The following is a 23,452-nucleotide window of genomic DNA, read 5'->3' as shown; positions in this document are numbered from 1 at the left end:
GTTCTGGCACATCCCCGGAACCCCCCCCAGGAGGTGAAACCGGCCCCTGCCCCGCCGAAAACCCGCGCCCTGCCCGGCAGCAACGGGGCCGAGGTCGCAGGCATCAAGACAACCGCCAAGGGCATCACCCTGACGATCTCCGGCAAACACGCGCCCGGCTTTGATGCCTGGTTCGACGAAAACGCAGAAGAGATCATGGCAGAGCTTCACGGCCGCTGGCAGCAAGACCAGCCCGAGCAGCCGGAAGACTGAGCAAGAGCAGAGAAAACAGGACAGGAGGCACGTAAACAGGCAAAAGAAAAGCCCCCCAGGACATTACATCCCAGAAGGCCGTTCTCAGATTTAGCACCTTTGGAATAGCCTCTCAGACTCGTCAGTGTCAACTCTGTGCGCCGCACAGGGGCGGGTATTTTTTGTCTTTCGTGAAAAAATCATGGAACAGGCGTCCCAAATCGCATTTGGGCGGCAGGATCCGTGCGGCCGGCTGGCGGGTACTCACGACAAGTGGGACCTTCTGGCTGCGCTGACGCACGCCGCCGCGGAATTTGAACTGAGCCACCGCACCCTGGGCGTCTTGAAGGCGCTGCTGACGTTCTTCCCGAACCGCGCCCTGCCTGCGGAACCGGGAAGCGCCATCGTGTTCCCCTCGAACCGCAAGCTGATGGAGCGCCTCAACGGAATGCCCGAAAGCACCCTGCGCCGCCATCTGGCTGCGTTGACCCGCATCGGGATTGTCAGCCGGAAGAACAGCCCCAACCGCAAACGCTACGCACGCCGGGTTGGCGAGGACACCGCGATGGCCTTCGGCTTCGACCTCTCCCCCCTCTCCCGCCACGCCGCTCAGGTCTTTGACGCCGCGCTGGATGCCAAGGCCCGCACCGAGCGTCTGGCTGTGCTGCGCGACACCGTGGCCGTCCTCCGGCAGCAGCTGCTGGATGTGGCGGATGACACGGCTGAGGCATTGCTGGACTCCGCCCGCAAACTGCTGCGCCGCAAACCCTGCGAACCCGAACTGGCCGGAATGGCCGAGGCCCTGCGCGCAGAAATTGCCCGCTGTGCGCCCCAGGAAGAAACCCAGGAGTCCAGGCTGGCTGCACGCGAATTGAGCGGCCACGACAGCCGGAATGAGCGGCACATACAGGATTCAGTAAAAAAAGATTCTGACTCTGAAGGGCCGCAGGCCTGCGCACACTCACCTCGACCGCAGTGCTCAGACGCAAATGACAGCGCCACTGAGAAAGCCAGTGATCTCTCCACCGTCCTGCGCGCCTGCCCCGAGGTGCAGAGCTATTACCCGGGCGCGTTGCGCAGCTGGCAGGATGCCGACCGGATTGCCGAAACCCTATCACCGATGATGGGCATCGAGATGCCGGTTCTGAGCGACGCGCGCGCTGCCATGGGCCGCAAGGAAGCGGCAACCGCAGTGATGTGCATGCTGGAGAAACTGGGAACCATCCGCAGTCCCGGCGCCTATCTGCGGCGGCTGGCGCAGAAAGCACGGGCAGGCCAATTCTCCACGGCGCCGATGCTGAATGCGCTGCTGCAATCGCCTCGCCCGGCGGAAGTTGTCAGCTGACAACTTTTGCTAAGCGGGGTTTCCCGGAGGAGTTACAAAACGCCGGTAAACCCGCTTCCGCACCTTCGATGCAGCGGCTTGCCCACTGCCGGTCCTATGGCATCACAGCGCATCGCCCGGAATTGTCAGCTGGCAATTCGTCAGAGGGCCCGGTTTCCTGGCGGGGTTGCAGTGGTTCAAAATGCTCACTCTGCGGCAAACAGATTTCGGTCCGGCCGAGCAGAAATTGTCAGCTGACAATTTTTACCTCTGCTGCGATCTCCCGGCAATTTGAAGCATTGCCTTCTGCACGATCTGGTAGTCACAGTGACGGGAAACTATCCAGCCTAAGGACCCCGCCGCTCATGCTTTCCATCCTGCGTAACCGGACGTACCGGCATCTGTTTTTGGCCCAGATCGTGGCGCTGTCCGGCACCGGTCTCGCCACCGTGGCGCTTGGCCTTCTGGCCTTTGACCTGGCCGGGGAGCGCGCCGGTGTGGTGCTGGGCACTGCGCTGACGATCAAGATGGTGGCCTATGTCACCGTGGCTCCGATCGCTGCCGCCTGGGCGGAGCAGGTAGACCGGCGCAGGATGCTGATCACCCTGGACATGGTGCGGATGGCGGTGGCTGTTTGCCTGCCGTTCGTGACGGAGGTTTGGCAGGTCTACATTCTGATCTTCGTGCTGCAGTCCGCATCCGCGGGTTTCACGCCTGCCTTCCAAGCTTCGATCCCCGATGTGCTGACGGAGGAGAAGGACTACACCCAGGCGCTGTCGCTGTCGCGGCTGGCCTACGAGCTTGAAAGCCTTGTCAGCCCGATGCTTGCAGCGGCGCTGCTGGTGCTGGTCAGCTCCTCGACGCTGTTCTGGGGGACTGCGGCGGGGTTTGCCGCCTCTGCGCTGCTGCTGCTCTCCATCGCTTTGCCGTCGCCGGAGCCCAAGGCGCCCCGGCCGGTCTGGGACCGCACCACCCGCGGCATCCGCAACTATCTGCGGACACCGCGGCTGCGCGGGCTGCTGGCGCTGAACTGGGTGGTGTCGGCGATGGCGGCGATGGTGCTGGTCAACACGGTGGTGCTGGTGCGCGCAGGCATGGGGCAGGGGGAAAGCGCGGTGGCCCTGGCCCTGGCTTGCTTTGGTGGCGGCTCGATGCTGTCGGCGATGCTGCTGCCGCGGCTGCTGGAGCGCTTGCCGGACCGCAGCGTGATGCTGGCGGGCGGCGCCCTTGGGAGTGCTGCACTGGGTCTGCTGGCGCTGACTTCCCTGGCTTGGCCACTGGGGTTTGCACGGCTGGCAATCGCCTGGTTCGTGATCGGCCTCGGCTACTCCGCGGTGCTGACACCTTCAGGGCGGCTACTGGCGCGCTCCGCCCATGCGGCGGACCGGCCTGCGATCTTTGCCGCGCAGTTCACCCTGTCGCACGCCTGCTGGCTGGTCTTCTATCCGCTGTCGGCCTGGCTGATGGCGGCCTGGGGGGCGGGTGCGGCGATGCTGGTCCTGGCGCTGCTGGCCGCCGCGGGTCTGATCGCGGCGGGGTATCTGTGGCCCCGCGACAGCGCATCCCCGGTTGCGCACAGCCACCCTGACCTGCCACCGGACCACCCGCATCTGCAGGGCGGCCACCCGCACGCGCATCCGATCATCATTGATGATCTGCACCCGCGGATACCCCAGAAAGGACGCATCTGAGGGCGTCCGGGGCAGGGAACGGCTTAATCATTTTATGACTAGACATAATCCTCTAAATGAGTAGCTTATTGCCAAACCGGCAATTGAGCGACTCGGGGGGATTCCGTGACAGGAAACTACGTTCTGACAGGCGCCCGGCTGGCCACGATGGCCAGTTCGGACACGCCTTACGGGCTGATTGAGGACGGCGCGGTGGCGGTGTCGGACGGGCAGATCGTCTGGGCCGGGCCGCGGCAGGAATTGTCAGCTGACAACTTCCCATGGAAGCACATGGATCTGGACGGGCGGCTGGTGACGCCGGGCCTGATCGACTGCCACACCCACATCGTATTCGGCGGCAACCGGGCGATGGAGTTCGAGATGCGCCTGAACGGGGCGTCTTATGAGGAGGTCGCAAGGGCAGGGGGCGGCATCGTCTCCACTGTGTCCGCCACCCGAGAGGCCTCTCTGGAGCAGCTGGTGCAGGATGCGCTGCCGCGTCTGGATGCGCTGATCGCCGAAGGCGCTACGGTGGTGGAGGTGAAATCCGGCTACGGGCTGGACCTGAAGACCGAACTCAACATGCTGCGCGCTGCCCGTCGCCTGGGGGAACTGCGCCCGGTGACGGTGAAAACCACCTTCCTCGGCGCTCATGCGACGCCCGGCGAATACAAGGGCCGCGACGACGACTACATCGACGAGGTCTGCATTCCCACCCTGCGCGCCGCCCATGCCGAGGGGCTGGTGGATGCGGTCGACGGCTTCTGCGAAAACATCGCCTTTGCGCCTGCCCAGATCGAACGGGTGTTCAAGGTGGCGCAGGAGCTTGGCCTGCCGGTGAAACTGCACGCAGAGCAGCTGAGCCATCAGGGCGGCACCGCGCTGGCGGCGCAATATCGCGCATTGTCAGTCGACCACGTGGAATACGCGACTGAGGAAGACGCCAGGGCGATGGCCGCTGCGGGTTCTGTTGCGGTGATCCTGCCGGGTGCGTTCTACACCATCCGAGAAACCCAAGCGCCACCGATTGAGCACTTCCGCGCGCACGGCGTGCCGATGGCGCTGGCGACGGACTGCAACCCCGGCTCCTCACCGCTGACCTCCTTGCTGCTGACCATGAACATGGGCTGCACCCTGTTCCGGATGACGCCGGAGGAGGCGCTGGCAGGCGTCACACGGCACGCAGCCCGTGCGCTGGGGCTGAGTGACCGCGGCCAGATTGCCGCCGGTATGCGCGCCGATCTGGCGGTCTGGGACGTGGAAACGCCCGCAGAGCTCGCCTACCGCATCGGCTTCAACCCGCTTTACACCCGTATCTATGAGGGAAAACGATGATCGAGATGATCCCCGGCACCGTGACGCTGTCCACGCTGGAAGATATCTACCGCAACCTGACCCCGGCCAAGCTGGATGCCTCGGCGCGTGAGCCGGTTGAGGCCGCCGCTCAGATGGTGGCGGATGCTGCTGCGGGTGAGGAAGCCGTTTATGGCATCAACACCGGTTTCGGCAAGCTGGCCTCGACCAAGATCGCACCCTCCGACACCGCCACCCTGCAGCGCAACCTGATCCTCAGCCATTGCTGCGGGGTAGGGGAGGCGCTGCCGGAGGACAAGACCCGGCTGATGATGACGCTGAAACTCTTGTCGATGGGCCGAGGCGCGTCGGGCGTGCGCTGGCTGGTGATCGAACAGATCGAACAGATGCTGGCGCGCGGCGTGGTGCCGGTGATCCCGTCGCAGGGGTCCGTCGGTGCCTCCGGCGACCTGGCGCCGCTGGCGCATATGGCGGCGGCGATGATCGGGGCAGGGGAAGCCACGTTCGAAGGCACCCGCATGTCCAGCCTTGATGCCCTGAAAAAGGCCGGGTTAGAGCCTATAGTGCTGGGTCCCAAGGAAGGCCTGGGGCTGATCAACGGCACCCAGTTCTCGACCGCCTGCGCTTTGGCAGGCCTGTTTGACGCCTGGCGCATGGCCGAGGCCTCGATGGCGATTGCCTCGCTGTCCACCGACGCGATCATGGGTTCGACTGCGCCGCTGATCGCCGATATCCACACCCTGCGCGGCCATGCCGGCCAGATCGACGTGGCGCAGCAGATGCGGGACATCATGGACGGCTCCGAGATCCGCGAGAGCCACCGCGAGGGCGACACCCGCGTGCAGGATCCCTATTGCATCCGCTGCCAGCCGCAGGTGGTGGGCGCGGCGCTGGACGTGCTGCGGATGGCCGCCAAAACGCTTGAGATCGAGGCCAACGCCGTCACCGACAACCCGCTGGTTCTGGTGAACGAGGGGCGCATCGTCTCTGGCGGCAACTTCCACGCCGAATACGTGGGCTTTGCCGCCGACCAGATCGCGCTGGCGGTGGCCGAAATCGGCGCCATCGCGCAGCGCCGGGTGGCGCTGATGGTGGATCCGACCCTGAGCCACGACCTGCCGCCGTTCCTGACGCCTGACCCCGGTCTGAACTCCGGCTTCATGATCGCCGAAGTGACCACCGCTGCGCTGATGAGCGAGAACAAGCATTTGGCCAACCCCTGCGTGACCGACTCAACCCCCACGTCGGCCAACCAGGAGGACCACGTGTCGATGGCCGCGCACGGCGCGCTTCGGCTGGCGAAGATGAACGCCAACCTGTCGGTGATCCTGGGCGTTGAAATGCTCTGCGCCGCGCAAGGGGTGGAGGCGCGCGCACCGTTGCAAACCTCATCGCGCCTGCAGGACGTGCTGGGCATGCTGCGCGCCGATATCCCCGCGCTGGCAGAGGACCGCTATCTGGCGCCGGACATCGAGGCCGCCAGCGCCATGGTTCGCGCAGGCCGGGTTGCGGATGCCGCAGGCGTGAAGGTGGCGGCATGATCGAAGTGACCCAAGGCACATCCCCGCTGGTGCTGGGGCTGCCCCACACCGGCACCGATGTGCCGCCGGAAATCTGGGAGTGTCTGAACGAAACGGGCAGGGCGCTGGCGGACACAGACTGGCATATCCACGACCTGTATTCCGGGCTGGCAGATGACATCACAACCGTCCGCACGCCGATCCACCGCTATGTGATCGACGTGAACCGTGATCCGGCTGGTATCAGTCTCTATCCAGGGCAAAACACCACTACTCTGGTGCCGCTCACGGATTTCGACGGGCTGCCGATCTGGCAGGAGGGCAAGGAGCCGGATGAGGCGGAGATCACCCGCCGCCGTGACGCCTATCACGCGCCCTATCACGCGGCGCTGATGGCGGAGCTGGAGCGGGTGAAGGCCATTCACGGCTTTGCCATCCTCTATGACTGCCACTCGATCCGCGGCGACATTCCGTACTTGTTCGAAGGCCGCCTGCCGGATTTCAACGTGGGCACCAACATGGGCGAGACCAGTGACGCGTCGATCGAGGCGCTGACCGTGGCCCATTGCGAGGCGGCGGAGGGCTATACCTCCACCCTCAACGGGCGCTTCAAGGGCGGCTGGACCACCCGCCATTACGGGCGCCCTGCGGACGGGCTGCACGCGATCCAGATGGAACTGGCGCAGGCGACCTACTGCCAGGAAAGCCCGCCCTGGACCTATTTGCCGGAGCGCGCGGATCCCTTGCGCGCCCATCTCACCAAAATACTGACTGATCTCAAAAACTGGAGGCCCTCGGCATGAGCGATCCCCGCAAGAACACCCGCGACATCTTCCCGCCCACCGGCCCGGAAATCACCGCCAAGTCCTGGCTGACCGAGGCGCCGATGCGGATGATGATGAACAACCTGCATCCCGACGTCGCGGAAAACCCGCATGAGCTGGTGGTTTACGGCGGCATCGGCCGCGCCGCGCGCACCTGGAAGGATTTCGACCTGATCGTCGAGACCCTGAAGAACCTGGAAGAAGACCAGACGCTGATGGTGCAGTCCGGCAAGCCGGTCGGCGTGTTCCAGACCCACAAGGACGCGCCGCGGGTGCTGATTGCCAACTCCAACCTGGTGCCGCATTGGGCCAACTGGGACCACTTCAACGAGCTCGATAAGAAGGGCCTGATGATGTACGGCCAGATGACGGCCGGCTCCTGGATCTACATCGGCACGCAAGGCATCGTGCAGGGCACCTATGAGACCTTTGCCGAAGCGGGCCGCCAGCATTACGGCGGCGACCTCAAGGGCAAGTGGATCCTGACCGGCGGCTTGGGCGGCATGGGCGGCGCGCAGCCGCTGGCGGCGGTGTTTGCCGGTGCCTGCTGCCTGGCGGTGGAGTGCAATCCGGACTCGATCGACTTCCGCCTGCGCACCAAATACCTGGACGAGAAGGCTGAAACCCTCGACGAAGCGCTGGAGATGATCGAGCGCTGGACCGCAGCGGGCGAGGCGAAATCCGTGGGCCTTCTGGGCAACGCGGCTGAGATCTTCCCGGAGCTGGTGAAACGCGCCGAAGCAGGCGGTATCCGCCCCGATATCGTGACCGACCAGACCTCCGCCCACGACCCGGTCAACGGCTACCTGCCGCTGGGCTGGACCATGGGCGAATGGAAAGAGCGCCGCGAAACGGACAAGAAAGCGGTGGAAAAGGCCGCCCGCGCCTCGATGAAGGTGCAGGTGAAAGCGATGTGTGACTTCCATGCGATGGGTGTGCCCACGGTGGATTACGGCAACAACATCCGCCAGATGGCGCTGGAGGAGGGGCTGGAAAACGCCTTTGACTTCCCGGGCTTCGTGCCCGCCTATATCCGTCCGCTGTTCTGCAAGGGCATTGGCCCGTTCCGCTGGTGCGCGCTGTCGGGCGATCCGGAGGATATTCGGAAAACCGACGCCAAGATGAAGGAGCTGTTCCCCGAGAACGAAGGCCTGCACCGCTGGCTGGACATGGCGCAGGAACGCATCGCCTTCCAGGGCCTGCCCGCGCGGATCTGCTGGATCGGCCTCGGCGACCGCCACAAGGCCGGCCTCGCCTTCAACGAGATGGTGCGCAATGGCGAATTGTCGGCGCCCGTCGTCATCGGCCGCGACCACCTGGACAGCGGCTCCGTGGCTTCCCCCAACCGTGAGACCGAGGCGATGATGGACGGTTCCGATGCCGTGTCTGACTGGCCGCTCTTGAACGCGCTGCTGAACACCGCCTCCGGCGCCACCTGGGTGTCGCTGCACCATGGCGGCGGCGTTGGCATGGGCTTCTCGCAGCATTCCGGCGTGGTGATCTGCTGCGACGGCACCGAGGACGCCGACCGCCGTATCGGACGGGTGCTGTGGAACGACCCGGCCACCGGCGTCATGCGCCACGCGGATGCAGGTTATGACATCGCCAAGGATTGCGCGCGCGAGCACGGGCTGAACCTGCCCGGCATCCTGGGCTGATAAATCAGCCCGCCAAACAACCCTTGATAGCCGGTTTCCTGTGAGGAGACCGGCTATTTTTCTTGCAACAGGCGCTCTGCGGTGTGTTTGGCGTCGCTCAGGTGCTGTTCGATGGCGGACTGCGCAGCCTTTGCATTCCCTGACACAATTGCCTCGCAGATGTCCTGCATATGGGCGGGGCCGGGTTTCTGCCGCTCCGGGGTCGACAGCGTCACCGCCCGCAGCCGGCTGATGCGGCCGTTCAGACGCTGGGCGATTTCCCAGGCGACGTTGTGGCCGGCGCCGTCGAAGATGATCCGGTAGAACTCCGTTGTGGCGCGCAGCATCGGAGTGGGGACGCCGGCCGCCACGGCCTCTTGCAGGCTCTGCAGCGCCGCCTTCAGCTGCTCTGCCAGCTGCGGCGTGATGTTGCGGGCGCATTCGGTGGCGGCAGCGGTCTCCAGCATCTGGCGGATGTCGTAGATCTGCCGCGCGTCGGCCCAAGTGAGCTGCGCCACAATCGGCCCCTTGCCGGGCAGGATCTCCACCAGCCCCTCCGCCTCCAAGTACCGGATGGTTTCGCGCACCACGGTGCGGCTGACGCCGAGCTGATCGCACAGGGGGCGCTCCACCAGCCGCTCGCCGGGGGCAAACTGGCCGGAGATGATCGCCTCGCGCATCCGCTCCTGCACGATGTCGCGCAGGGTCTGCGGCTGGTGGTCGATTTTGCTCATGATGGGGCTGGTCATGTTTCTTCCGATAGCAACCGGGGCGGGGCGGAACAAGTCTGCATTGACATACTGTATGATGGTATACCATATTACGGCAGCTGGAATCAGACAGGAAAGACCCGCCCATGCCCGCCGAAATCCGCAAGACGCTGCTGCATGTCGAAGAGACCCTGATCGAGGGCGGCAAGGCAGCGAAAACCCCTTTGAAAATGATTGCCGCGGTGGCGGTGATCAAAAACCCCTGGGCAGGGCAGGGCTTTGTCGAGGACCTGCGCCCGGCGATCCATGACTGCGCGCCGGGGCTGGGCGAGAAGCTGACCGCGATGATCCTGGAGGCCGCAGGCGGCGGCGACCGGGTGGAGGGCTACGGCAAATCCGCCATCGTCGGCGTCAACGGCGAGGTGGAGCATGCCTCTGCCCTCATCCACACGCTGCGGTTCGGCAATCACTTCCGCGAGGCTGTGGGGGCGAAATCCTATCTGGCCTTTACCAACACCCGCGGGCCGGCAAACGCCTCGCTGCAGATCCCGCTGATGGACAAGAACGACGGCGGGCGGCGCAGCCATTACCTGACTATCCAGCTGTCGGTCGCGGATGCGCCGGGCCCGGATGAGATCGTGATCGCGCTTGGCGCCTCCATCGGCGGGCGCCCGCATCACCGGATCGGCGACCGCTATCAGGACCTGAAGGAACTGGGTCATGACGTCGACAACCCTGCAGCTGTCTGAGCCTTACGGCGCCGTCACCTGCCAGCGGGCAGGGCGCGGCGATCCGGTGGTGCTGATCCACGGGGTCGGCATGCAATCGGCGGCCTGGGGGCCGCAGATCGAGGCGCTTAGCCTGACCCATCAGGTGATTGTGCTGGACATGCCCGGCCACGGCGGCAGCGCGCCGCTGACGGAGGGGGCGGAGCTGCCGGACTATGTGGCCTGGCTCCATGCCGTGCTGCAGGCGCTGTATCTGGGGCCGGTCAGCCTGGCGGGCCATTCCATGGGGGCGCTGATTGCCGGCGGCTATGCCGTCAGCCATCCGGAAAACGTAGCCCGCGTTGCATTGCTGAACGGGGTGTTCCGCCGTTCCGCTGACGCACGGGCTGCGGTCGAGGACCGCGCTGCGGAAATCCGCGCGGGCAGCTTTGATCTGGAAACACCACTGGCGCGGTGGTTCGGGGAGAGCGCAACTGACCAGGCGGCACGGGCGCAGGTCGCCGGATGGCTGTCTGCTGTGAACCTGCAGGGCTACGCCGCCGCCTATACCGCCTTTGCCCGCGGCGACAGCACCTATGCAGACGGCTTTGCGGGCATCCGCTGCCCGCTGCTGGCGCTGACCGGCGACGGCGATCCGAATTCGACACCCGCGATGGCGCAGGCCATGGCGGATGCCGTGCCGCAGGGCAGGGCGGTTGTCATCGAAGGCCACCGGCATATGGTCAACCTGACTGCGCCTGCAGCGGTCAACGCCGCCTTGCAGGGCTGGCTGGATACGGAAGGAGCAACGTCATGAGCGAGATCGACCCGCGCGCCTTGCGCAACGCATTCGGCACCTTCATGACCGGCGTCACCGTGGTGACAACGCACGATCCGGACGGGAACCCCATCGGGTTCACCGCCAATTCCTTTACCTCCGTGTCGCTGGACCCGCCGCTGGTGCTGGTGTGCATTGCCAACTCCTCCAGCAATTACGCCGCGTTCGAGCAGGCGGGCGGCTTTGCTGTCAACGTGCTGGCGGAGGACCAGAAGGACGTCTCCAACACTTTCGCCCGCCCCGTTGAGGACCGCTTTGCCGCCGTCAGCTGGCAAAAGGGGCCGCAGGGCAGCCCGGTGTTCGCAGGCGTCTCCGCCTGGTTCGACTGTTCCATGCACAACCGGGTGGAGGCGGGCGACCATCTGGTCCTGATCGGCCGGGTGGAAGCAATTGAAACCTCGCCCGCGCCGGGGCTGGGATACGCCCGCGGCGCCTATGTGACGGCAGCCGCCGAGGCCGAGGCCCTCAGCCAGGGCGCCAAACTGATCGTCTCGGCCCTCATCGAGCACGAGGGCAAGGTGCTGCTCATGGGCAACGATCAGGGCAAGCTGACGCTGCCGGAAATTCGGGTCGGCAAGGAGGGCGCCTCTGCCGCCCTGGCCAAGCTGATCGCGGACACTGGCGTCGAGGCCGAGCCGGGGTTCATCTATTCCGTCTACGAAGACAAAGCGCGCGAACATCAGCACATCTCGTTTCTGTGCCAATCGGCCGGCGGCACACCGGCCAAGGGGGTTTTCACACCGCTGACCCAATCCACGCTGATGGACATTGCCGATGCGGCGATGTGCACCATGCTGGAGCGGTTCGCGAGTGAATCCCGGATGGGCAATTTCGGGGTGTATTATGGCAATCAGACCACCGGGCAGGTCCGCCCCGTGGCGACAGGGAGCAAGGGCGCATGAAATTTTCCCTCTTTGCGCATATGGAGCGGATTTCCGCGGCAGACGACCAGAAGCGGCTTTATGACGAGTTCATCCAGCTGTGCAAAATCGCCGATGACGGCGGTATGCACGCCGTCTGGACCGGCGAACACCACGGGATGAATTTCACCATCTCGCCGAACCCGTTCCTGAACCTCATTGACGTGGCGCGGCATACGAAAAACGTGCGGCTGGGTACGGGGACGGTGATTGCGCCGTTCTGGCACCCGATCCGGCTGGCGGGCGAGGCGGCGATGACCGATATCATCACCGAGGGCCGCCTGGACCTGGGCATCGCGCGTGGTGCCTATTCGTTTGAATATGAGCGGATGATGCCCGGCATGGATGCCTGGGAGGCGGGCCAGCGGATGCGGGAGCTGATTCCGGCGGTGCAGGGCCTGTGGCAGGGCGACTACGCGCAGGAGGGGGAGTTCCATACCTTCCCGAAAACCACCTCCTCGCCCAAGCCGCTGCAGCAGGACGGCCCGCCGATCTGGGTGGCCGCGCGCGACCCGAACAGCCACGAATTCGCGGTGGCCAATGGCTGCAACGTGCAGGTGACGCCGCTGTGGAAAGGCGACGAGGAAATCGCCGACCTGATGGGCAAGTTCAACGACGCCTGCGCCAAGCACAGCGATGTGCCGCGGCCCAAGATCATGCTGCTGCAGCACACCTATGTCGCGGACAGCGCCGAGGATGTGAAACGCGGGGCGGAGGAGCTCAATCGCTTCTACTGCTACTTCGGGGCCTGGTTCATGAACAAGCGGGACGTCAGCCAGGGCCTGATCGACCCTCTGAGTGACGAGGAGATTGCCGAGCATCCCTTCTACAGCCCTGAAGCGATGGAGCGCGATCTGGTGATTGGCGAACCTGCGGCGGTGATCGAGCGGCTGAAAAAGTATGAGGCGCTGGGGTATGATGAATACTCGTTCTGGATCGACAGCAGCATGAGTTTCGAGCGCAAGAAAGCCTCGCTTGAGCGGTTCATCACCGAAGTCATGCCCGCGTTTCAGTAAGGGAGCCTGAGAATGCAGTCTTTCCAGCAGTACATTGGCGGTGCGTTTGAGGACGCAGGGGAAAGTTTCGAGAGTCTCGATCCGGCCACCGGAAAACCCTGGGCGCAGATGCCGGCCGCTTCGGCGGCGGATGTGGACCGGGCGGTGCGGGCTGCGGAGGCTGCGTTCTTTTCCCCCGAATGGGCGGGGATGACGGCGACCCAGCGCGGCAAGCTGCTGATGCGGCTGGCCGATCTGGTGGCGGAACACGCGCCGCGTCTGGCAGAGCTGGAGACTCGTGATACCGGCAAGATCATCCGCGAGACCTCGGCCCAGATTGCCTATGTCGCGGAATACTACCGCTACTACGCAGGCCTCGCCGACAAGATCGAAGGCGCGCATCTGCCGATCGACAAGCCGGACATGGAGGTCTGGCTGCGGCGCGAGCCGGTGGGTGTGGTCGCCGCCATCGTGCCGTGGAATTCGCAGCTGTTCCTGTCCGCTGTCAAAATCGGCCCGGCGCTGGCGGCGGGCTGCACGGTGGTCTTGAAGGCATCCGAGGAAGGCCCGGCGCCGATGCTGGAATTTGCCCGGATCTTTGACCAGGCAGGCTTCCCGCCCGGCGTCTTGAACGTGATCACCGGCGGGCCGCAGGCGGGGGCTGGGCTGACCAGCCACGCATCGGTGGCCCATGTGGCCTTCACCGGCGGGCCGGAAACCGCGCGGCATATCGTGCGGAACTCGGCGGAAAACCTCGCCTCCACCTCGCTGGAGCTGGGCGGCAAGTCGCCCTTCATCGTGTTCGACGACGCGGATCTGGAAAGCGCGGTCAACGCGCAGGTTTCCGGCATCTTCGCCGCCACCGGGCAAAGCTGTGTCGCAGGATCGCGGCTGGTGATCCAGAAGGGGATCAAGGACGCCTTCCTGAAGCGGCTGAAGGAAAAGGCCGAAGCGGTGGTGATCGGCGCGCCGGATGACATGGCGACCGAAGTGGGGCCGCTCTGCACCCTGAAACAGCGCGATCACGCGCTGCAGCTGATCGAGGCGTCTGTTGCGGCCGGTGGGAAACTGATCGCTGGCGGAACCGTGCCGGAAGGGGAGGGGTTCTTCTTCCCGCCCACGGTTCTGGATTGCTCCGATGCGCCGGAGGCGCCCTGCCTGTCGAACGAATTCTTCGGCCCGGTGCTGTCGGTGGTGGAGTTCGAGACCGAAGCCGAGGCCATGGAAATTGCCAACAACACGGCCTTCGGCCTGGCCTCGGGCGTGTTTACGCAGAACCTCACCCGCGCGCACCGGATGATCCGCGGCATCCGGGCCGGTATCGTCTGGGTCAACACCTACCGCGCCGTCAGCCCGATTGCGCCCTTTGGCGGCCACGGCCTTTCCGGGCATGGGCGCGAGGGCGGGCTGCAGGCGGCGCTGGATTACACCAAGGTCAAGGCGGTCTGGCTGCGCACCAGCGATGATCCGATCCCCGATCCCTTTGTGATGCGCTGAATTGGCTCGGGCGGAAACCAGGGGGCTGCCGCCCCCTCGCGCTCCCCCGGGGATATTTCCAGCCAGATGAAGATGCGATCCGTGCCTTGGGGACGCGGAATCTCTGGACGCGGGCGCTGATCCGGTCACACTAGGTGCATACTGCGGCCGCAGTGGCCGCTGCGTAAGGAGATTTGTGATGAGTGACGCGGTTTACAAGACGGTGGATGTGGTGGGCAGCTCGCAGTCCAGCATCGAGGATGCCATCAGCGGGGCGATTGGCCGGGCGTCCAAGACCATAGACCATATCAGCTGGTTTGAAGTCGGCGAGATCCGCGGCCATGTTGAGGACGGCAAGGTCGCCCACTATCAGGTCGGGCTCAAGATCGGGTTCCGGCTGGACTGATCCGGCAGCGCCGCCCGCCAGTGGCGCGGCGGGCCGGATGCGCTATCTGATGGCGCAGACCCGGATCCGGAGCGCGAACAGATGCAGATCAGCCCCCGCAGAGTGATTGTGCTGGGCGGCACGGGATTTCTCGGCCGCCGGGTGGTGCGGCGGCTGCAGCAGCAGGGCTGCAGCGTCAGCGCCGGCACCCGCGCGCCCGGGGCACCGCCGCCGGAGGAATGGGAGTCCGGGGTGCAGCAGGTGCAGGTGGACCTGGCGGAGCAGAGCGTCATGGCCCGCGCCCTCAGCGGGGCCGGATGGGTGGTCAACTGCATCGGGTTTTATGCTGAAACACGGCAGCAGAGTTTTCAGGACGTGCATCTGGCCGGCGCCCGCAGGATTGCCCGGCTGGTGCAGGAAACACCTGGCCAGCGGCTGATCCACATCTCCGGGATCGGTGCCAGCCTGCATTCGCCTTCGGCCTATGTGCGGGCCAGGGCAGAGGGTGAGGTGGCGGTACGCAGTGCCTGCCCCGATGCGGTGATCCTGCGACCCAGCGTCATGTTCTGTCTGGGCGGCACGTTCTTCGGCGACCTGCAGAAGATTGCCGCCCGCCTGCCGTTGATCCCGCTGTTCGGCACCGGCCGCACCCGGCTGCAGCCGGTGTGGGTGGAGGATGTGGCAGAGGCGGTCGCCTGTGTGCTGGAAGGTCCGCGGGCGAAGCGGAAAGTCTATGAACTGGGCGGCCCGGATGTGTTTGCCTACCGCGACATCCTGCGGCGGCTGGCAGCCCGCACCGGCCGCCGCCGCCTGCTGCTGCCGGTGCCCTTTGCCTTGTGGCGGCTGGCGGCGGCACTTCTGGCGCCGCTGCCGAAGCCGCCGGTTACCCATGCGCAAATCGCGCTGATGCGGCGCGACAATACCGTGGGCGCAGGTGTTGCAGGGTTCACCGATCTGGGGATCAAGCCGCATTCCGCCGTGGCGATGGGGCTGGTGTAGATCGAAGGGGTCCTGCCCCCGTCCGCCCTGTCAGCCGCTGGTGTTCCTGACCCAGGACTTCTCCTGCACTCGTGCCTCGCGGATGGTCCGGCCGTAATGCCCGCTGAACGACCGCCCCAGCGAGGAGGCAGAGGAAAATCCGCAGCGCATCGCAATCTGCTCCAGACTCAGATGGGTTTCCTCCGACAGGTAGCGCGCGTGCTGCAGCCGCAGCATTTTGTAGTATTTGCCCGGTGTCATGCCGAGTTCGCGCTGGAACGCCCGCGCCAGGGTGCGCTCCGACAGCGACACCCGTTTGGCCAGCGCTGCCGTGCTCAGCGGGGTTTCGATGGTTTCTGCCATCAGGTTCGCCGCCCTAAGGATCTTGGGTGAGCCCTTCTGCTCCAGCCGCGCGGCGCCGCGGTTCAGCCCCGACTGGCGCGAGGGGTCGTAGACGAACATGGTGGAGGCGCCGAAGGCGGCGGCAGAGCCGTAGAGGTCCTGGATCAGGCTCAGCATCATGTCGAGCGCGGTACTGGCGCCGCCGCATGTCATGAACGGGCCGGAGCGCACAAACCGCGCAGTGGAGACCTCAACCTTGGGGAAGGTCTCGGCAAAGGCGTCCAGTTCCTGCCAGTGGATCGTCGCTGCATGGCCGTCCAGCACCCCCGCGGCGGCCAGCAGCCAGGCGGCGGTATCCAGCGCCAGCACCCGCTCCGCCCGCCGGGTGGCGGCTCTGAGTTTGGTCAGCAGCGCGGGCGTCACCTGTTCGCGCACGTGATAACCCGCAACCAGCACCAGGGTGCGGTTGCCCTGATCCTCGCTGAACGCCCCGTCCGGGGTGATCTGCAGGCCGCTGGAGCTGGTGACCGGTGCGCCATCAAGGGTGCTGACCCGCCAGCCCGCGACGTCCTGGCCGGAGTTCATCCGCACGTCACGCAGCGGTTCCATGGCGCTGGCCAGCACCATGTTGGAAAACCCGTCAAACAGCAGGAATTCGAATATTGGCGGCGGTTTTGACTGCATCTGTATAGTATTTGACTGAAACTGTATAAACGTGACGTCATTTCCTGCGCTAATCACGCTGCAAGTCAAGTCTTTTGACCCGATCCGAACCGACGCGCATCCGACCTCCAAGCCCGCTCTCTAGCCACTGAGACTTCCATGACCACCGCTTCCCTTCTCTGGCAGCCGGATCTTTCGGCGCGCCGCAAACCTCTGATGTCCGGTTTCATTGCGCAGGCCGCGAAGGCTGCCGGAACCGCTCTGGACAGCTTCTCCGATTTGCACGCCTGGTCGGTCGCCCGGCCGGAGGAGTTCTGGCCGCTGGCCTGGGATTTTTGCGGGCTGGCGGGGGATAAGGGTGCGGAGCCGCTGCAGGCGGATGCGGACCCGATGAAGGTGCGTTTCTTCCCGCAAGCGCAGATGAACGTCGTGGACACCTTCCTGAAAAACGCTGACGGGCGCGAAGCCATTGTTTTCATCGGCGAGGACGGCCGCCGCACGGCCTGGACCCGCGCCGAGCTGAAGCGCGAGGTGGAAATGCTTGCGGCCGCGCTGCGGGATGCCGGAATCAAGGCAGGCGATCACGTCGCGGGCTATGTGCCGAACATGCCGCAGACCGTGGCGGCGATGCTGGCCACGGCGTCGCTGGGCGCGGTCTGGTCCTCCTGCGCGCCGGAAAGCGGCCCGGATGTCGTGGTCGACCGCTTTGGCCAGATCGCGCCCAAGCTGATGTTTGCCGCCGACGGTTATTTCTACAACGGCAAGACGTTTGAAACCCGCGCCGCCATTGCCGAGGTCGCCGCCCGCGTGCCGTCGATCCAGCAGATCGTGGTGTGGCCCTATGCAGGCGGAGCAGAGGATCTGCCGGAGGGCATGACCGCCTATCAGGGTTTCAAGCAGGCAGACGCCCCGGCGCTGGACTGCCGTCCGATGGGCTTCCGCGATCCGCTCTATGTGATGTTCTCCTCCGGCACCACGGGCAAACCCAAATGCATCGAGCATTCCGGCGGCGGCACCCTGCTGCGGATGCTGGTGGAGCAGCAGCTGCACTGCGACCTGCGCCCGGGCGACCGGATGTTCTATTACACCACCAGCAACTGGATGATGTGGAACTGGCAGGTTGCGGCGCTGGCCTCCGAGGCGGTGATCGTGCTGTTTGACGGCAACCCGATGTACCCCGGCATCCGCCGCCTGTTTGACCTGGCAGAGGCCGAGAAGGTCACGCATTTTGGTGTTTCCGCCAAATACATAGACGCCTCGCAAAAGCGCCGGAACCGGCCGGTGGAGAGCCACGATCTGGGCGCTATGCGGGTGGTTCTGTCCACCGGCTCGCCTCTGTCGCCCGAAGGCTTTGCCCATGTCTATGCCGATTGGAAGGCGGATGTGCAGCTCGCCTCGATCTGCGGCGGCACCGATATTCTGGGCTGTTTCATCGGCGGCTGCCCGGTGCTGCCGGTGCATCAGGGCGAGATCCAGGCGCCGATGCTGGGCCTGGATGTGGCAACCCTGAACGACCAGGGCGACCCGGTTGAGGGCACGGCTGGCGAACTGGTCTGCCGCAATGCGCATCCGTCGATGCCGACCCGCTTCCTGAACGACCCCGGCAATGCCCGCTACCGCGCCAGCTATTTCGAAACATACCCCAATATCTGGCGGCAGGGCGATTTCACCATCCGCACAGAGCACGGCGGCTACGTGGTGCTGGGCCGCTCGGACGCGACGCTGAACCCCGGCGGCGTGCGGATCGGCACGGCGGAGATCTACCGGCAGCTCGACAAGATCGACGAGGTCGCGGATGCGGTGGTTGTCGGCCAGAGCTTCGACAACGACGTGCGGGTGGTTCTGTTTGTACAGACCGCAGACGGAACCGTGCTTGATGATGCACTAACCGCCCGTGTCAAAACGGAAATCCGCAAGAACGCCTCGCCGCGCCATGTGCCCGCGAAAATCATCTCTGTCGCTGATATCCCGCGCACCAAATCCGGCAAGACTGCCGAGCTGGCGGTGCGCGATGTGGTGAACAATCACCCCGTCCGCAACCTCTCCGGCCTCGCCAACCCGCAGGCGCTGGCGCTGTTTGCGGATCACCCTGAATTGCAAGTTTAACCCCAAAGGAGCGAGACCATGCCCCTGACCATGAACCGTGAAGTCTTCATCACCGCCGCCGTGACCGGCTCGGGCGGCACCCAGGACAAATCCCCCCATGTGCCGCGCTCGCCCAAGCAGATCGCCGAGTCCGCGATCGAGGCTGCCAAGGCCGGTGCGGCCGTTGTTCACTGCCATGTGCGCGACCCGGAAACCGGTGCGCCGTCCCGGAAACTTGAGCTTTACCGGGAGCTTACCGACCGCATCCGCGATTCCGAGGTGGATGTGGTGCTGAACCTGACCGCCGGGATGGGCGGCGACATCGTGTTCGGCTCGACCGAAGCGCCGCTGCCGGTCAATGAAGCCGCAACCGACATGATCGGCGCATCCGAGCGGATGGCCCATATCGCCGAATGCCTGCCGGAAATCTGCACCCTGGACTGCGGCACCATGAACTTTGCCGAGGCCGATTACGTGATGACCAACACCCCCGGCATGCTGCGGGCGATGGGACAGATGATGACCGATCTGGGCGTGAAGCCGGAGATCGAGGCGTTTGATACCGGTCACCTGTGGTTTGCCAAGCAGTTGGTGAAAGAGGGAATTCTGGAGCCGAACGCGCTGGTGCAGCTGTGCATGGGGGTGCCGTGGGGCGCGCCGAACGACCTCAACACCTTCATGGCGATGGTCAACAATTTGCCGTCGGACTGGACCTGGTCGGCGTTCTCCCTGGGGCGGGATCAGATGCCCTATGCGGCGCAGTCGGTGCTGGCGGGCGGCAATGTGCGGGTCGGGCTGGAAGACAACCTGTTCCTGGACAAGGGCGTGCTGGCAACCAACGCGCAGCTGGTGGAGCGCGCCGTGGGTGTGATCGAGGGCATGGGCGCCAGGATCATCGGCCCGGAGGCGGTCCGCGAGAAGCTGGGCCTGACCAAGCGCGCGCCGGTGGCGAAGTAAGCCGAAATCCGGGGGTGCTATGCGTGCACCCCCTGTACACCCCCTGTGCACCGGCGGGCGCGCAGGGAGGGCGATCAGAGGATAGATCATGAAAACAGCAGCAATCATCGGCGGCGGGGTTATCGGCGGCGGCTGGGCCGCGCGGTTCCTTTTGAACGGCTGGAACGTGCGGGTGTTCGACCCGGACCCGGAAGCGGAGCGCAAGATCGGCGAAGTGCTGGCCAACGCCCGCCGCTCGCTGCCGTCGCTTTATGACAAGGCGCTGCCGGCCGAAGGCGCACTGACCTTCCACGCCGACATGGCGGAAGCGGTGGCAGACGCCGCCTGGATCCAGGAAAGCGTGCCGGAGCGGCTGGACCTGAAACACAAGATCCATGCGCAGATCCAGGAACACGCTCCCGCAAATGCGGTGATCGGCTCTTCCACCTCCGGCTTCAAACCGTCGGAGCTGAACGAGAAGGGCGCCCGCGTTGTGGTCGCGCATCCGTTCAACCCGGTTTACCTGCTGCCGCTGGTCGAGCTGGTGGGCGATGCGGACACCTGCGCGCAGGCCTCTGGCCTGCTGCGCGAGGTGGGGATGTATCCGCTGACCGTGCGCAAGGAGATCGACGCGCATATCGCCGACCGGCTGCTGGAAGCGGTCTGGCGCGAGGGGCTGTGGCTGATCAAGGACGGCATCTGCACCACCGAGGAGCTGGACGAGTCGATCCGCATGGGCTTTGGCCTGCGGTGGGCGCAGATGGGCCTGTTCGAGACCTACCGGATTGCCGGCGGCGAAGCGGGCATGAAGCACTTCATGGCGCAGTTCGGACCGGCACTGGAATGGCCCTGGACCAAGCTGATGGATGTGCCGGAGTTCACCGAGGAGCTGGTCGACCTGATCGCGGGCCAGTCCGATGCACAATCAGGCCACATGTCGATCCGGGAGTTGGAACGGCTGCGCGATGACAACCTGGTCGGCATGATGCGGGCGCTGAAGAAATCCGGCAGCGGTGCCGGCGGTGTCATCAACACCCATGAGGAAACGCTGCCCGTGCCGGAAGCCGTCGTTCTGCCGGTTACCGTCAGCCGCCCGGTGCCGCAGAGCTGGACCGACTACAACGGCCACATGAACGAGGCGCATTACACCGAAGCCTCGTCCCAGGCGACCGACCGCTTCATGGAGATGATCGGAGCGGATGCGGACTATATCGCCGCGGGCGGCAGCTATTTCACCGTCGAGAACCACGTGCGCTTCCTCGATGAGCTGCACGAGGGCGATGCGCTGACCGTGACCACCCAGGTTCTGAAGGGCGAGGGCAAGAAGATGCATCTGTTCCACCGCCTGCACGGCCCTGAGGGCAAGCTGGCGGCGACTGTGGAAACCCTGCTCTTGCACATGGACCTGAACGCGCGCGGCACCTCGCTGCCGTCGCCGGAGGTGGCGGACAAGCTGGCGTCCTATGCCGCCGCCCATGCAGGGCTGGCGCTGCCGGAAGGCGCCGGGCGCCACGTCGGCCAGCGCGGATGACTTGGAAACCCGGCGGCTCGCGCGCTGCCGGGTTTCTTTTTGCGGGCCGGGTCTCCTCCCCGATCCGGTCCGCTTTTTTGCAAATGTGCTGCCGCAGCCGCGGCGGCCGGGGGAGGTGCAAGCCGGAGCGCCGGGCAATCGGGAAGACTTAATCCTGCCGGGCGGTCCGCTCAGTGTTCCGCGGGTGGAGGGCTCCGGGAGCTGACGAATCTGAAACAAATGGGAGGACCAAATGTCTGAGAGCAATTCCAACAGCCACCTGGTGGCGAAGTCCGGTTTCTTTACCGGTCTTCACCCGGGGATGGGCATGGCATCAAAGGCGATGATCGCCGCCTTTGTGATTTTCACCGTTCTGAACGTCGAGTTTGCAGGCGGCCTGTACAAATCCATCCGCGGCTGGATCGAAGGCGGCCTCAGCTGGTATTACATCTCGGTTCTGGCCGGGATCATGTTCTTCTGCTTCTTCCTTATGTTCTCGAAGTTCGGCAGCCTGCGGCTGGGGGACGATGATGCGCGCCCCGAGTTCAGCAACTTCAGCTGGTTTGCGATGCTGTTTTCCGCCGGTATCGGCATCGGCATCCTGTTCTTTGGTGTGGCTGAGCCGATCTTCTACTTCGACAATTCGGCGGTCTGGGGCTATCCGAACAACCCGCATGCAGAGCTGGCAGGCCATTCGGAAATGAACATGCAGCGCGCGATCGACGCGATGCGGGTGACCTATTTCCACTGGGGATTCCACGGCTGGGCGCTCTATGTGATCGTCGGGTTGTGCCTGGCCTATTTCGGCTTCCGCAAGAAGCTGCCGCTGACCATGCGCTCGGCGCTGTATCCGCTGATCGGCGAGAAGATCTATGGCCCCTGGGGGCATTGCGTCGACCTGCTGGCGGTGTTCGGCTCGGTGTTCGGCATCGCAACCTCGCTGGGGCTGGGCACCAGCCAGATGGCGACCGGCCTGAATGTGCTGTTCGGCATGGAGCCGACCCTGACGCTGAAGATCGCGCTGATCGTGATCGTGACCATCATCGCCACCGCCTCCACCGTGTCGGGCGTGGGCAAGGGCATCCGGCTGATTTCCGAGTGGAACATCTGGCTGTCGATGTTCCTGCTGGCCGCCTTTGTGGTGATCGGGCCGGTCAAATGGCTGCTGGGGTTCTATGTGACCACGCTGGGCGATTACATCTGGAACTTCATCCCGATGGGATTCTGGACCGCAAGCTCCGACGAGAACATCGCCTGGCAGGGCGGCTGGACCATCTTCTACTGGGGCTGGTGGATTGCCTGGGCGCCGATGGTGGGCATGTTCATCGCCCGTATCTCGCGCGGGCGCACCATCCGGGAGTTCATGATCGGTGTGCTGTTCGTACCGACCGCAATTGCGTTCTTCTGGCTGTGCATGTTCGGCGGCAACGCCATCTGGCAGGAACTGAACATGGCGGGCGGCCCGGCAGCCGAAGGCGGCGCGGGGGTGATCCAGACCGTGCGCAACTGGGACCTGCCCGCAGCGCTGTATGGCACCATCGGCAACCTGGGCGCGACCTCCTGGCTGGGCGATCTGAGCTGGACGGCTTGGCCGCTGTCGGCGCTGGCGACGCTGCTGCTGTTCTCGTGGTTCGTGACCTCGGCGGATTCCGGCACGCTGGTGATCACCACCATGCTGTCGATGGGGGATGACAGCCCGCCGAAGAAGTTCCGCATCATCTGGGGCGCGGGCATCGGCGCAACTGCAATCGTGCTGCTGATGGCGGGCGGCCTGGGCGCCCTGCAGACCGCGTCGATTGCGGCGGCCTTCCCGATTTCCTTTGTGATCATCGCGATGACCGTGGGGCTGTACAAATCGCTGAAGAGCGATCCCTCGGCTGCTCCGATCAGCGAAGGCGCTGCCGCGCCGGACGGCACAAGGATCGCGCAGGACCTGCACGCCTGAGGCACGCCGGATTGCCGGAAAGGAGAGCGCCGGGCCGGAACAGCCCGGCGCTTTTCTGCTTGTCTGAAACGGATCAGTCGCAGGCAGCGGTGACGATCATTTCCACCTTCAGCACATCGCGTGCCAGCTTGGCCTCGCCGCAGGCGCGGGCGGGGGCGTGGCCCTCGGGGACCCAGGCATCCCAGACCGCATTCATCTCGGCAAAATCGGCCATATCCGCCAGCCAGATCTCGCATTTCAGGATCCGGTCCTTGCTGCTGCCCGCTTTCTCCAGAAGCTCCTCGACCTTGGCGAGGATGACGCGGGTCTGCTCTGCCACGGTGGCCGCGTCCGAGGTCTGGCCGCAGAGGTAGGCAACGCCGTTGTGCTTGACGATCCGGCTCATGCGCGGGCCGGTTTCGATACGGGTGATGGTCATGGGGCTTGTCTTTCCTGTGATGAG

The 23,452-nt window shown here is 65.0% G+C and carries 20 protein-coding genes and 1 pseudogene; 18 read left to right on the top strand and 3 right to left on the bottom strand.

All coding sequences use genetic code 11. The features are described 5' to 3' along the window. The 7 genes and pseudogenes from AB1A62_RS18090 to hutU form a co-directional block, all read left to right on the top strand. Positions 1 to 252, top strand: a pseudogene (locus tag AB1A62_RS18090) (plasmid partitioning protein RepB); the annotation flags it as partial. Positions 253 to 433: 181 nt separating this feature from the next. Next, the gene (gene repC / locus AB1A62_RS18085; protein WP_366662874.1) at positions 434 to 1,576 is read left to right on the top strand and encodes a plasmid replication protein RepC; all 1,143 of its coding nucleotides are present in this window, start codon (positions 434 to 436) and stop codon (positions 1,574 to 1,576) included. 344 nt (positions 1,577 to 1,920) lie between these two features. After that, positions 1,921 to 3,246 (top strand): MFS transporter, encoded by a 1,326-nt coding sequence (locus AB1A62_RS18080; RefSeq protein WP_366662873.1) that lies wholly within the window; start codon positions 1,921 to 1,923, stop codon positions 3,244 to 3,246. A gap of 105 nt (positions 3,247 to 3,351) precedes the next feature. Then, positions 3,352 to 4,560 (top strand): imidazolonepropionase, encoded by a 1,209-nt coding sequence (hutI, locus tag AB1A62_RS18075; RefSeq protein ID WP_366662872.1) that lies wholly within the window; start codon positions 3,352 to 3,354, stop codon positions 4,558 to 4,560. Next, positions 4,557 to 6,080, top strand: coding sequence for a histidine ammonia-lyase (gene hutH, locus AB1A62_RS18070; protein ID WP_366662871.1), 1,524 nt, complete (start codon positions 4,557 to 4,559; stop codon positions 6,078 to 6,080). The genes hutI and hutH overlap by 4 nt, the downstream gene beginning before the upstream one ends. Then, positions 6,077 to 6,862: an N-formylglutamate deformylase gene (gene hutG, locus AB1A62_RS18065; protein ID WP_366662870.1), complete on the top strand. Its 786-nt coding sequence runs from the start codon at positions 6,077 to 6,079 to the stop codon at positions 6,860 to 6,862. Before hutH ends, hutG begins: the two co-directional genes overlap by 4 nt. Then, positions 6,859 to 8,541: a urocanate hydratase gene (hutU, locus tag AB1A62_RS18060; protein WP_019294369.1), complete on the top strand. Its 1,683-nt coding sequence runs from the start codon at positions 6,859 to 6,861 to the stop codon at positions 8,539 to 8,541. The genes hutG and hutU overlap by 4 nt, the downstream gene beginning before the upstream one ends. 53 nt (positions 8,542 to 8,594) lie before the next feature. On the opposite strand, the gene AB1A62_RS18055 is transcribed toward hutU, so the two are convergent. Beyond that, complete coding sequence (locus tag AB1A62_RS18055; RefSeq protein ID WP_366662869.1) at positions 8,595 to 9,269, bottom strand: GntR family transcriptional regulator; 675 nt, start codon at positions 9,267 to 9,269, stop codon at positions 8,595 to 8,597. Between the two features lie 107 nt (positions 9,270 to 9,376). On the opposite strand from AB1A62_RS18055, the gene AB1A62_RS18050 reads away from it, so the two are divergent. The 7 genes from AB1A62_RS18050 to AB1A62_RS18020 all read left to right on the top strand — a co-directional run bounded on the left by AB1A62_RS18050 (position 9,377) and on the right by AB1A62_RS18020 (position 15,550). Continuing rightward, positions 9,377 to 9,979, top strand: a complete 603-nt coding sequence (locus AB1A62_RS18050) for an amino acid synthesis family protein (protein WP_366662868.1) — start codon at positions 9,377 to 9,379, stop codon at positions 9,977 to 9,979. Then, positions 9,951 to 10,754 (top strand): alpha/beta hydrolase, encoded by an 804-nt coding sequence (locus AB1A62_RS18045; RefSeq protein WP_366662866.1) that lies wholly within the window; start codon positions 9,951 to 9,953, stop codon positions 10,752 to 10,754. The genes AB1A62_RS18050 and AB1A62_RS18045 overlap by 29 nt, the downstream gene beginning before the upstream one ends. After that, a complete protein-coding gene (locus tag AB1A62_RS18040; protein ID WP_366662865.1) occupies positions 10,751 to 11,677 on the top strand; it encodes a flavin reductase in 927 nt (308 codons plus the stop codon). Before AB1A62_RS18045 ends, AB1A62_RS18040 begins: the two co-directional genes overlap by 4 nt. Beyond that, the gene (locus AB1A62_RS18035) at positions 11,674 to 12,711 is read left to right on the top strand and encodes an LLM class flavin-dependent oxidoreductase (RefSeq protein WP_366662864.1); all 1,038 of its coding nucleotides are present in this window, start codon (positions 11,674 to 11,676) and stop codon (positions 12,709 to 12,711) included. The genes AB1A62_RS18040 and AB1A62_RS18035 overlap by 4 nt, the downstream gene beginning before the upstream one ends. A 12-nt stretch (positions 12,712 to 12,723) precedes the next feature. Continuing rightward, positions 12,724 to 14,187 (top strand): aldehyde dehydrogenase, encoded by a 1,464-nt coding sequence (locus tag AB1A62_RS18030; protein WP_366662863.1) that lies wholly within the window; start codon positions 12,724 to 12,726, stop codon positions 14,185 to 14,187. Positions 14,188 to 14,365: 178 nt separating this feature from the next. Beyond that, positions 14,366 to 14,572, top strand: a complete 207-nt coding sequence (locus AB1A62_RS18025; RefSeq protein WP_366662862.1) for a dodecin — start codon at positions 14,366 to 14,368, stop codon at positions 14,570 to 14,572. A gap of 81 nt (positions 14,573 to 14,653) precedes the next feature. Beyond that, complete coding sequence (locus AB1A62_RS18020) at positions 14,654 to 15,550, top strand: complex I NDUFA9 subunit family protein (protein ID WP_366662861.1); 897 nt, start codon at positions 14,654 to 14,656, stop codon at positions 15,548 to 15,550. 30 nt (positions 15,551 to 15,580) lie between these two features. On the opposite strand, the gene AB1A62_RS18015 is transcribed toward AB1A62_RS18020, so the two are convergent. Further along, on the bottom strand, positions 15,581 to 16,555 hold the full coding sequence (locus AB1A62_RS18015) for a GlxA family transcriptional regulator (protein ID WP_366662860.1): 975 nt from the start codon (positions 16,553 to 16,555) through the stop codon (positions 15,581 to 15,583). Between the two features lie 138 nt (positions 16,556 to 16,693). Here AB1A62_RS18015 and AB1A62_RS18010 point away from each other — a divergent pair, with 138 nt between their 5' ends. The 4 genes from AB1A62_RS18010 to AB1A62_RS17995 all read left to right on the top strand — a co-directional run bounded on the left by AB1A62_RS18010 (position 16,694) and on the right by AB1A62_RS17995 (position 23,010). Next, positions 16,694 to 18,640 carry an acetoacetate--CoA ligase gene (locus AB1A62_RS18010; protein ID WP_366662859.1) on the top strand — a complete coding sequence of 649 codons (1,947 nt, stop codon included), beginning with the start codon at positions 16,694 to 16,696 and terminating at the stop codon, positions 18,638 to 18,640. Between the two features lie 18 nt (positions 18,641 to 18,658). Next, positions 18,659 to 19,576, top strand: a complete 918-nt coding sequence (locus AB1A62_RS18005; protein WP_366662858.1) for a 3-keto-5-aminohexanoate cleavage protein — start codon at positions 18,659 to 18,661, stop codon at positions 19,574 to 19,576. 88 nt (positions 19,577 to 19,664) lie between these two features. Further along, on the top strand, positions 19,665 to 21,086 hold the full coding sequence (locus tag AB1A62_RS18000; RefSeq protein WP_366662857.1) for a carnitine 3-dehydrogenase: 1,422 nt from the start codon (positions 19,665 to 19,667) through the stop codon (positions 21,084 to 21,086). A gap of 232 nt (positions 21,087 to 21,318) precedes the next feature. After that, the gene (locus tag AB1A62_RS17995) at positions 21,319 to 23,010 is read left to right on the top strand and encodes a BCCT family transporter (protein ID WP_366662856.1); all 1,692 of its coding nucleotides are present in this window, start codon (positions 21,319 to 21,321) and stop codon (positions 23,008 to 23,010) included. Between the two features lie 73 nt (positions 23,011 to 23,083). Here AB1A62_RS17995 and AB1A62_RS17990 read toward each other — a convergent pair whose 3' ends face one another. After that, positions 23,084 to 23,428 carry a RidA family protein gene (locus AB1A62_RS17990; protein WP_366662855.1) on the bottom strand — a complete coding sequence of 115 codons (345 nt, stop codon included), beginning with the start codon at positions 23,426 to 23,428 and terminating at the stop codon, positions 23,084 to 23,086. Between the last annotated feature and the right edge of the window lie 24 nt (positions 23,429 to 23,452).

The sequence above is a fragment of the Leisingera sp. JC11 genome, assembly GCF_040704725.1.
Taxonomy (GTDB): Bacteria; Pseudomonadota; Alphaproteobacteria; order Rhodobacterales; family Rhodobacteraceae; genus Leisingera.
This window is presented reverse-complemented; position numbering and strand designations above follow the sequence as displayed.

Coding starts and splice junctions, on each gene's coding strand:
- repC (WP_366662874.1), top strand. CDS start 434: ATGGAACAGGCGTCCCAAATCGCATTTGGGCGGCAGGATCCGTGCGGC.
- AB1A62_RS18080 (WP_366662873.1), top strand. CDS start 1,921: ATGCTTTCCATCCTGCGTAACCGGACGTACCGGCATCTGTTTTTGGCC.
- hutH (WP_366662871.1), top strand. CDS start 4,557: ATGATCGAGATGATCCCCGGCACCGTGACGCTGTCCACGCTGGAAGAT.
- hutG (WP_366662870.1), top strand. CDS start 6,077: ATGATCGAAGTGACCCAAGGCACATCCCCGCTGGTGCTGGGGCTGCCC.
- hutU (WP_019294369.1), top strand. CDS start 6,859: ATGAGCGATCCCCGCAAGAACACCCGCGACATCTTCCCGCCCACCGGC.
- AB1A62_RS18055 (WP_366662869.1), bottom strand. CDS start 9,269: ATGACCAGCCCCATCATGAGCAAAATCGACCACCAGCCGCAGACCCTG.
- AB1A62_RS18050 (WP_366662868.1), top strand. CDS start 9,377: ATGCCCGCCGAAATCCGCAAGACGCTGCTGCATGTCGAAGAGACCCTG.
- AB1A62_RS18045 (WP_366662866.1), top strand. CDS start 9,951: ATGACGTCGACAACCCTGCAGCTGTCTGAGCCTTACGGCGCCGTCACC.
- AB1A62_RS18040 (WP_366662865.1), top strand. CDS start 10,751: ATGAGCGAGATCGACCCGCGCGCCTTGCGCAACGCATTCGGCACCTTC.
- AB1A62_RS18035 (WP_366662864.1), top strand. CDS start 11,674: ATGAAATTTTCCCTCTTTGCGCATATGGAGCGGATTTCCGCGGCAGAC.
- AB1A62_RS18030 (WP_366662863.1), top strand. CDS start 12,724: ATGCAGTCTTTCCAGCAGTACATTGGCGGTGCGTTTGAGGACGCAGGG.
- AB1A62_RS18025 (WP_366662862.1), top strand. CDS start 14,366: ATGAGTGACGCGGTTTACAAGACGGTGGATGTGGTGGGCAGCTCGCAG.
- AB1A62_RS18020 (WP_366662861.1), top strand. CDS start 14,654: ATGCAGATCAGCCCCCGCAGAGTGATTGTGCTGGGCGGCACGGGATTT.
- AB1A62_RS18015 (WP_366662860.1), bottom strand. CDS start 16,555: ATGCAGTCAAAACCGCCGCCAATATTCGAATTCCTGCTGTTTGACGGG.
- AB1A62_RS18010 (WP_366662859.1), top strand. CDS start 16,694: ATGACCACCGCTTCCCTTCTCTGGCAGCCGGATCTTTCGGCGCGCCGC.
- AB1A62_RS18005 (WP_366662858.1), top strand. CDS start 18,659: ATGCCCCTGACCATGAACCGTGAAGTCTTCATCACCGCCGCCGTGACC.
- AB1A62_RS18000 (WP_366662857.1), top strand. CDS start 19,665: ATGAAAACAGCAGCAATCATCGGCGGCGGGGTTATCGGCGGCGGCTGG.
- AB1A62_RS17995 (WP_366662856.1), top strand. CDS start 21,319: ATGTCTGAGAGCAATTCCAACAGCCACCTGGTGGCGAAGTCCGGTTTC.
- AB1A62_RS17990 (WP_366662855.1), bottom strand. CDS start 23,428: ATGACCATCACCCGTATCGAAACCGGCCCGCGCATGAGCCGGATCGTC.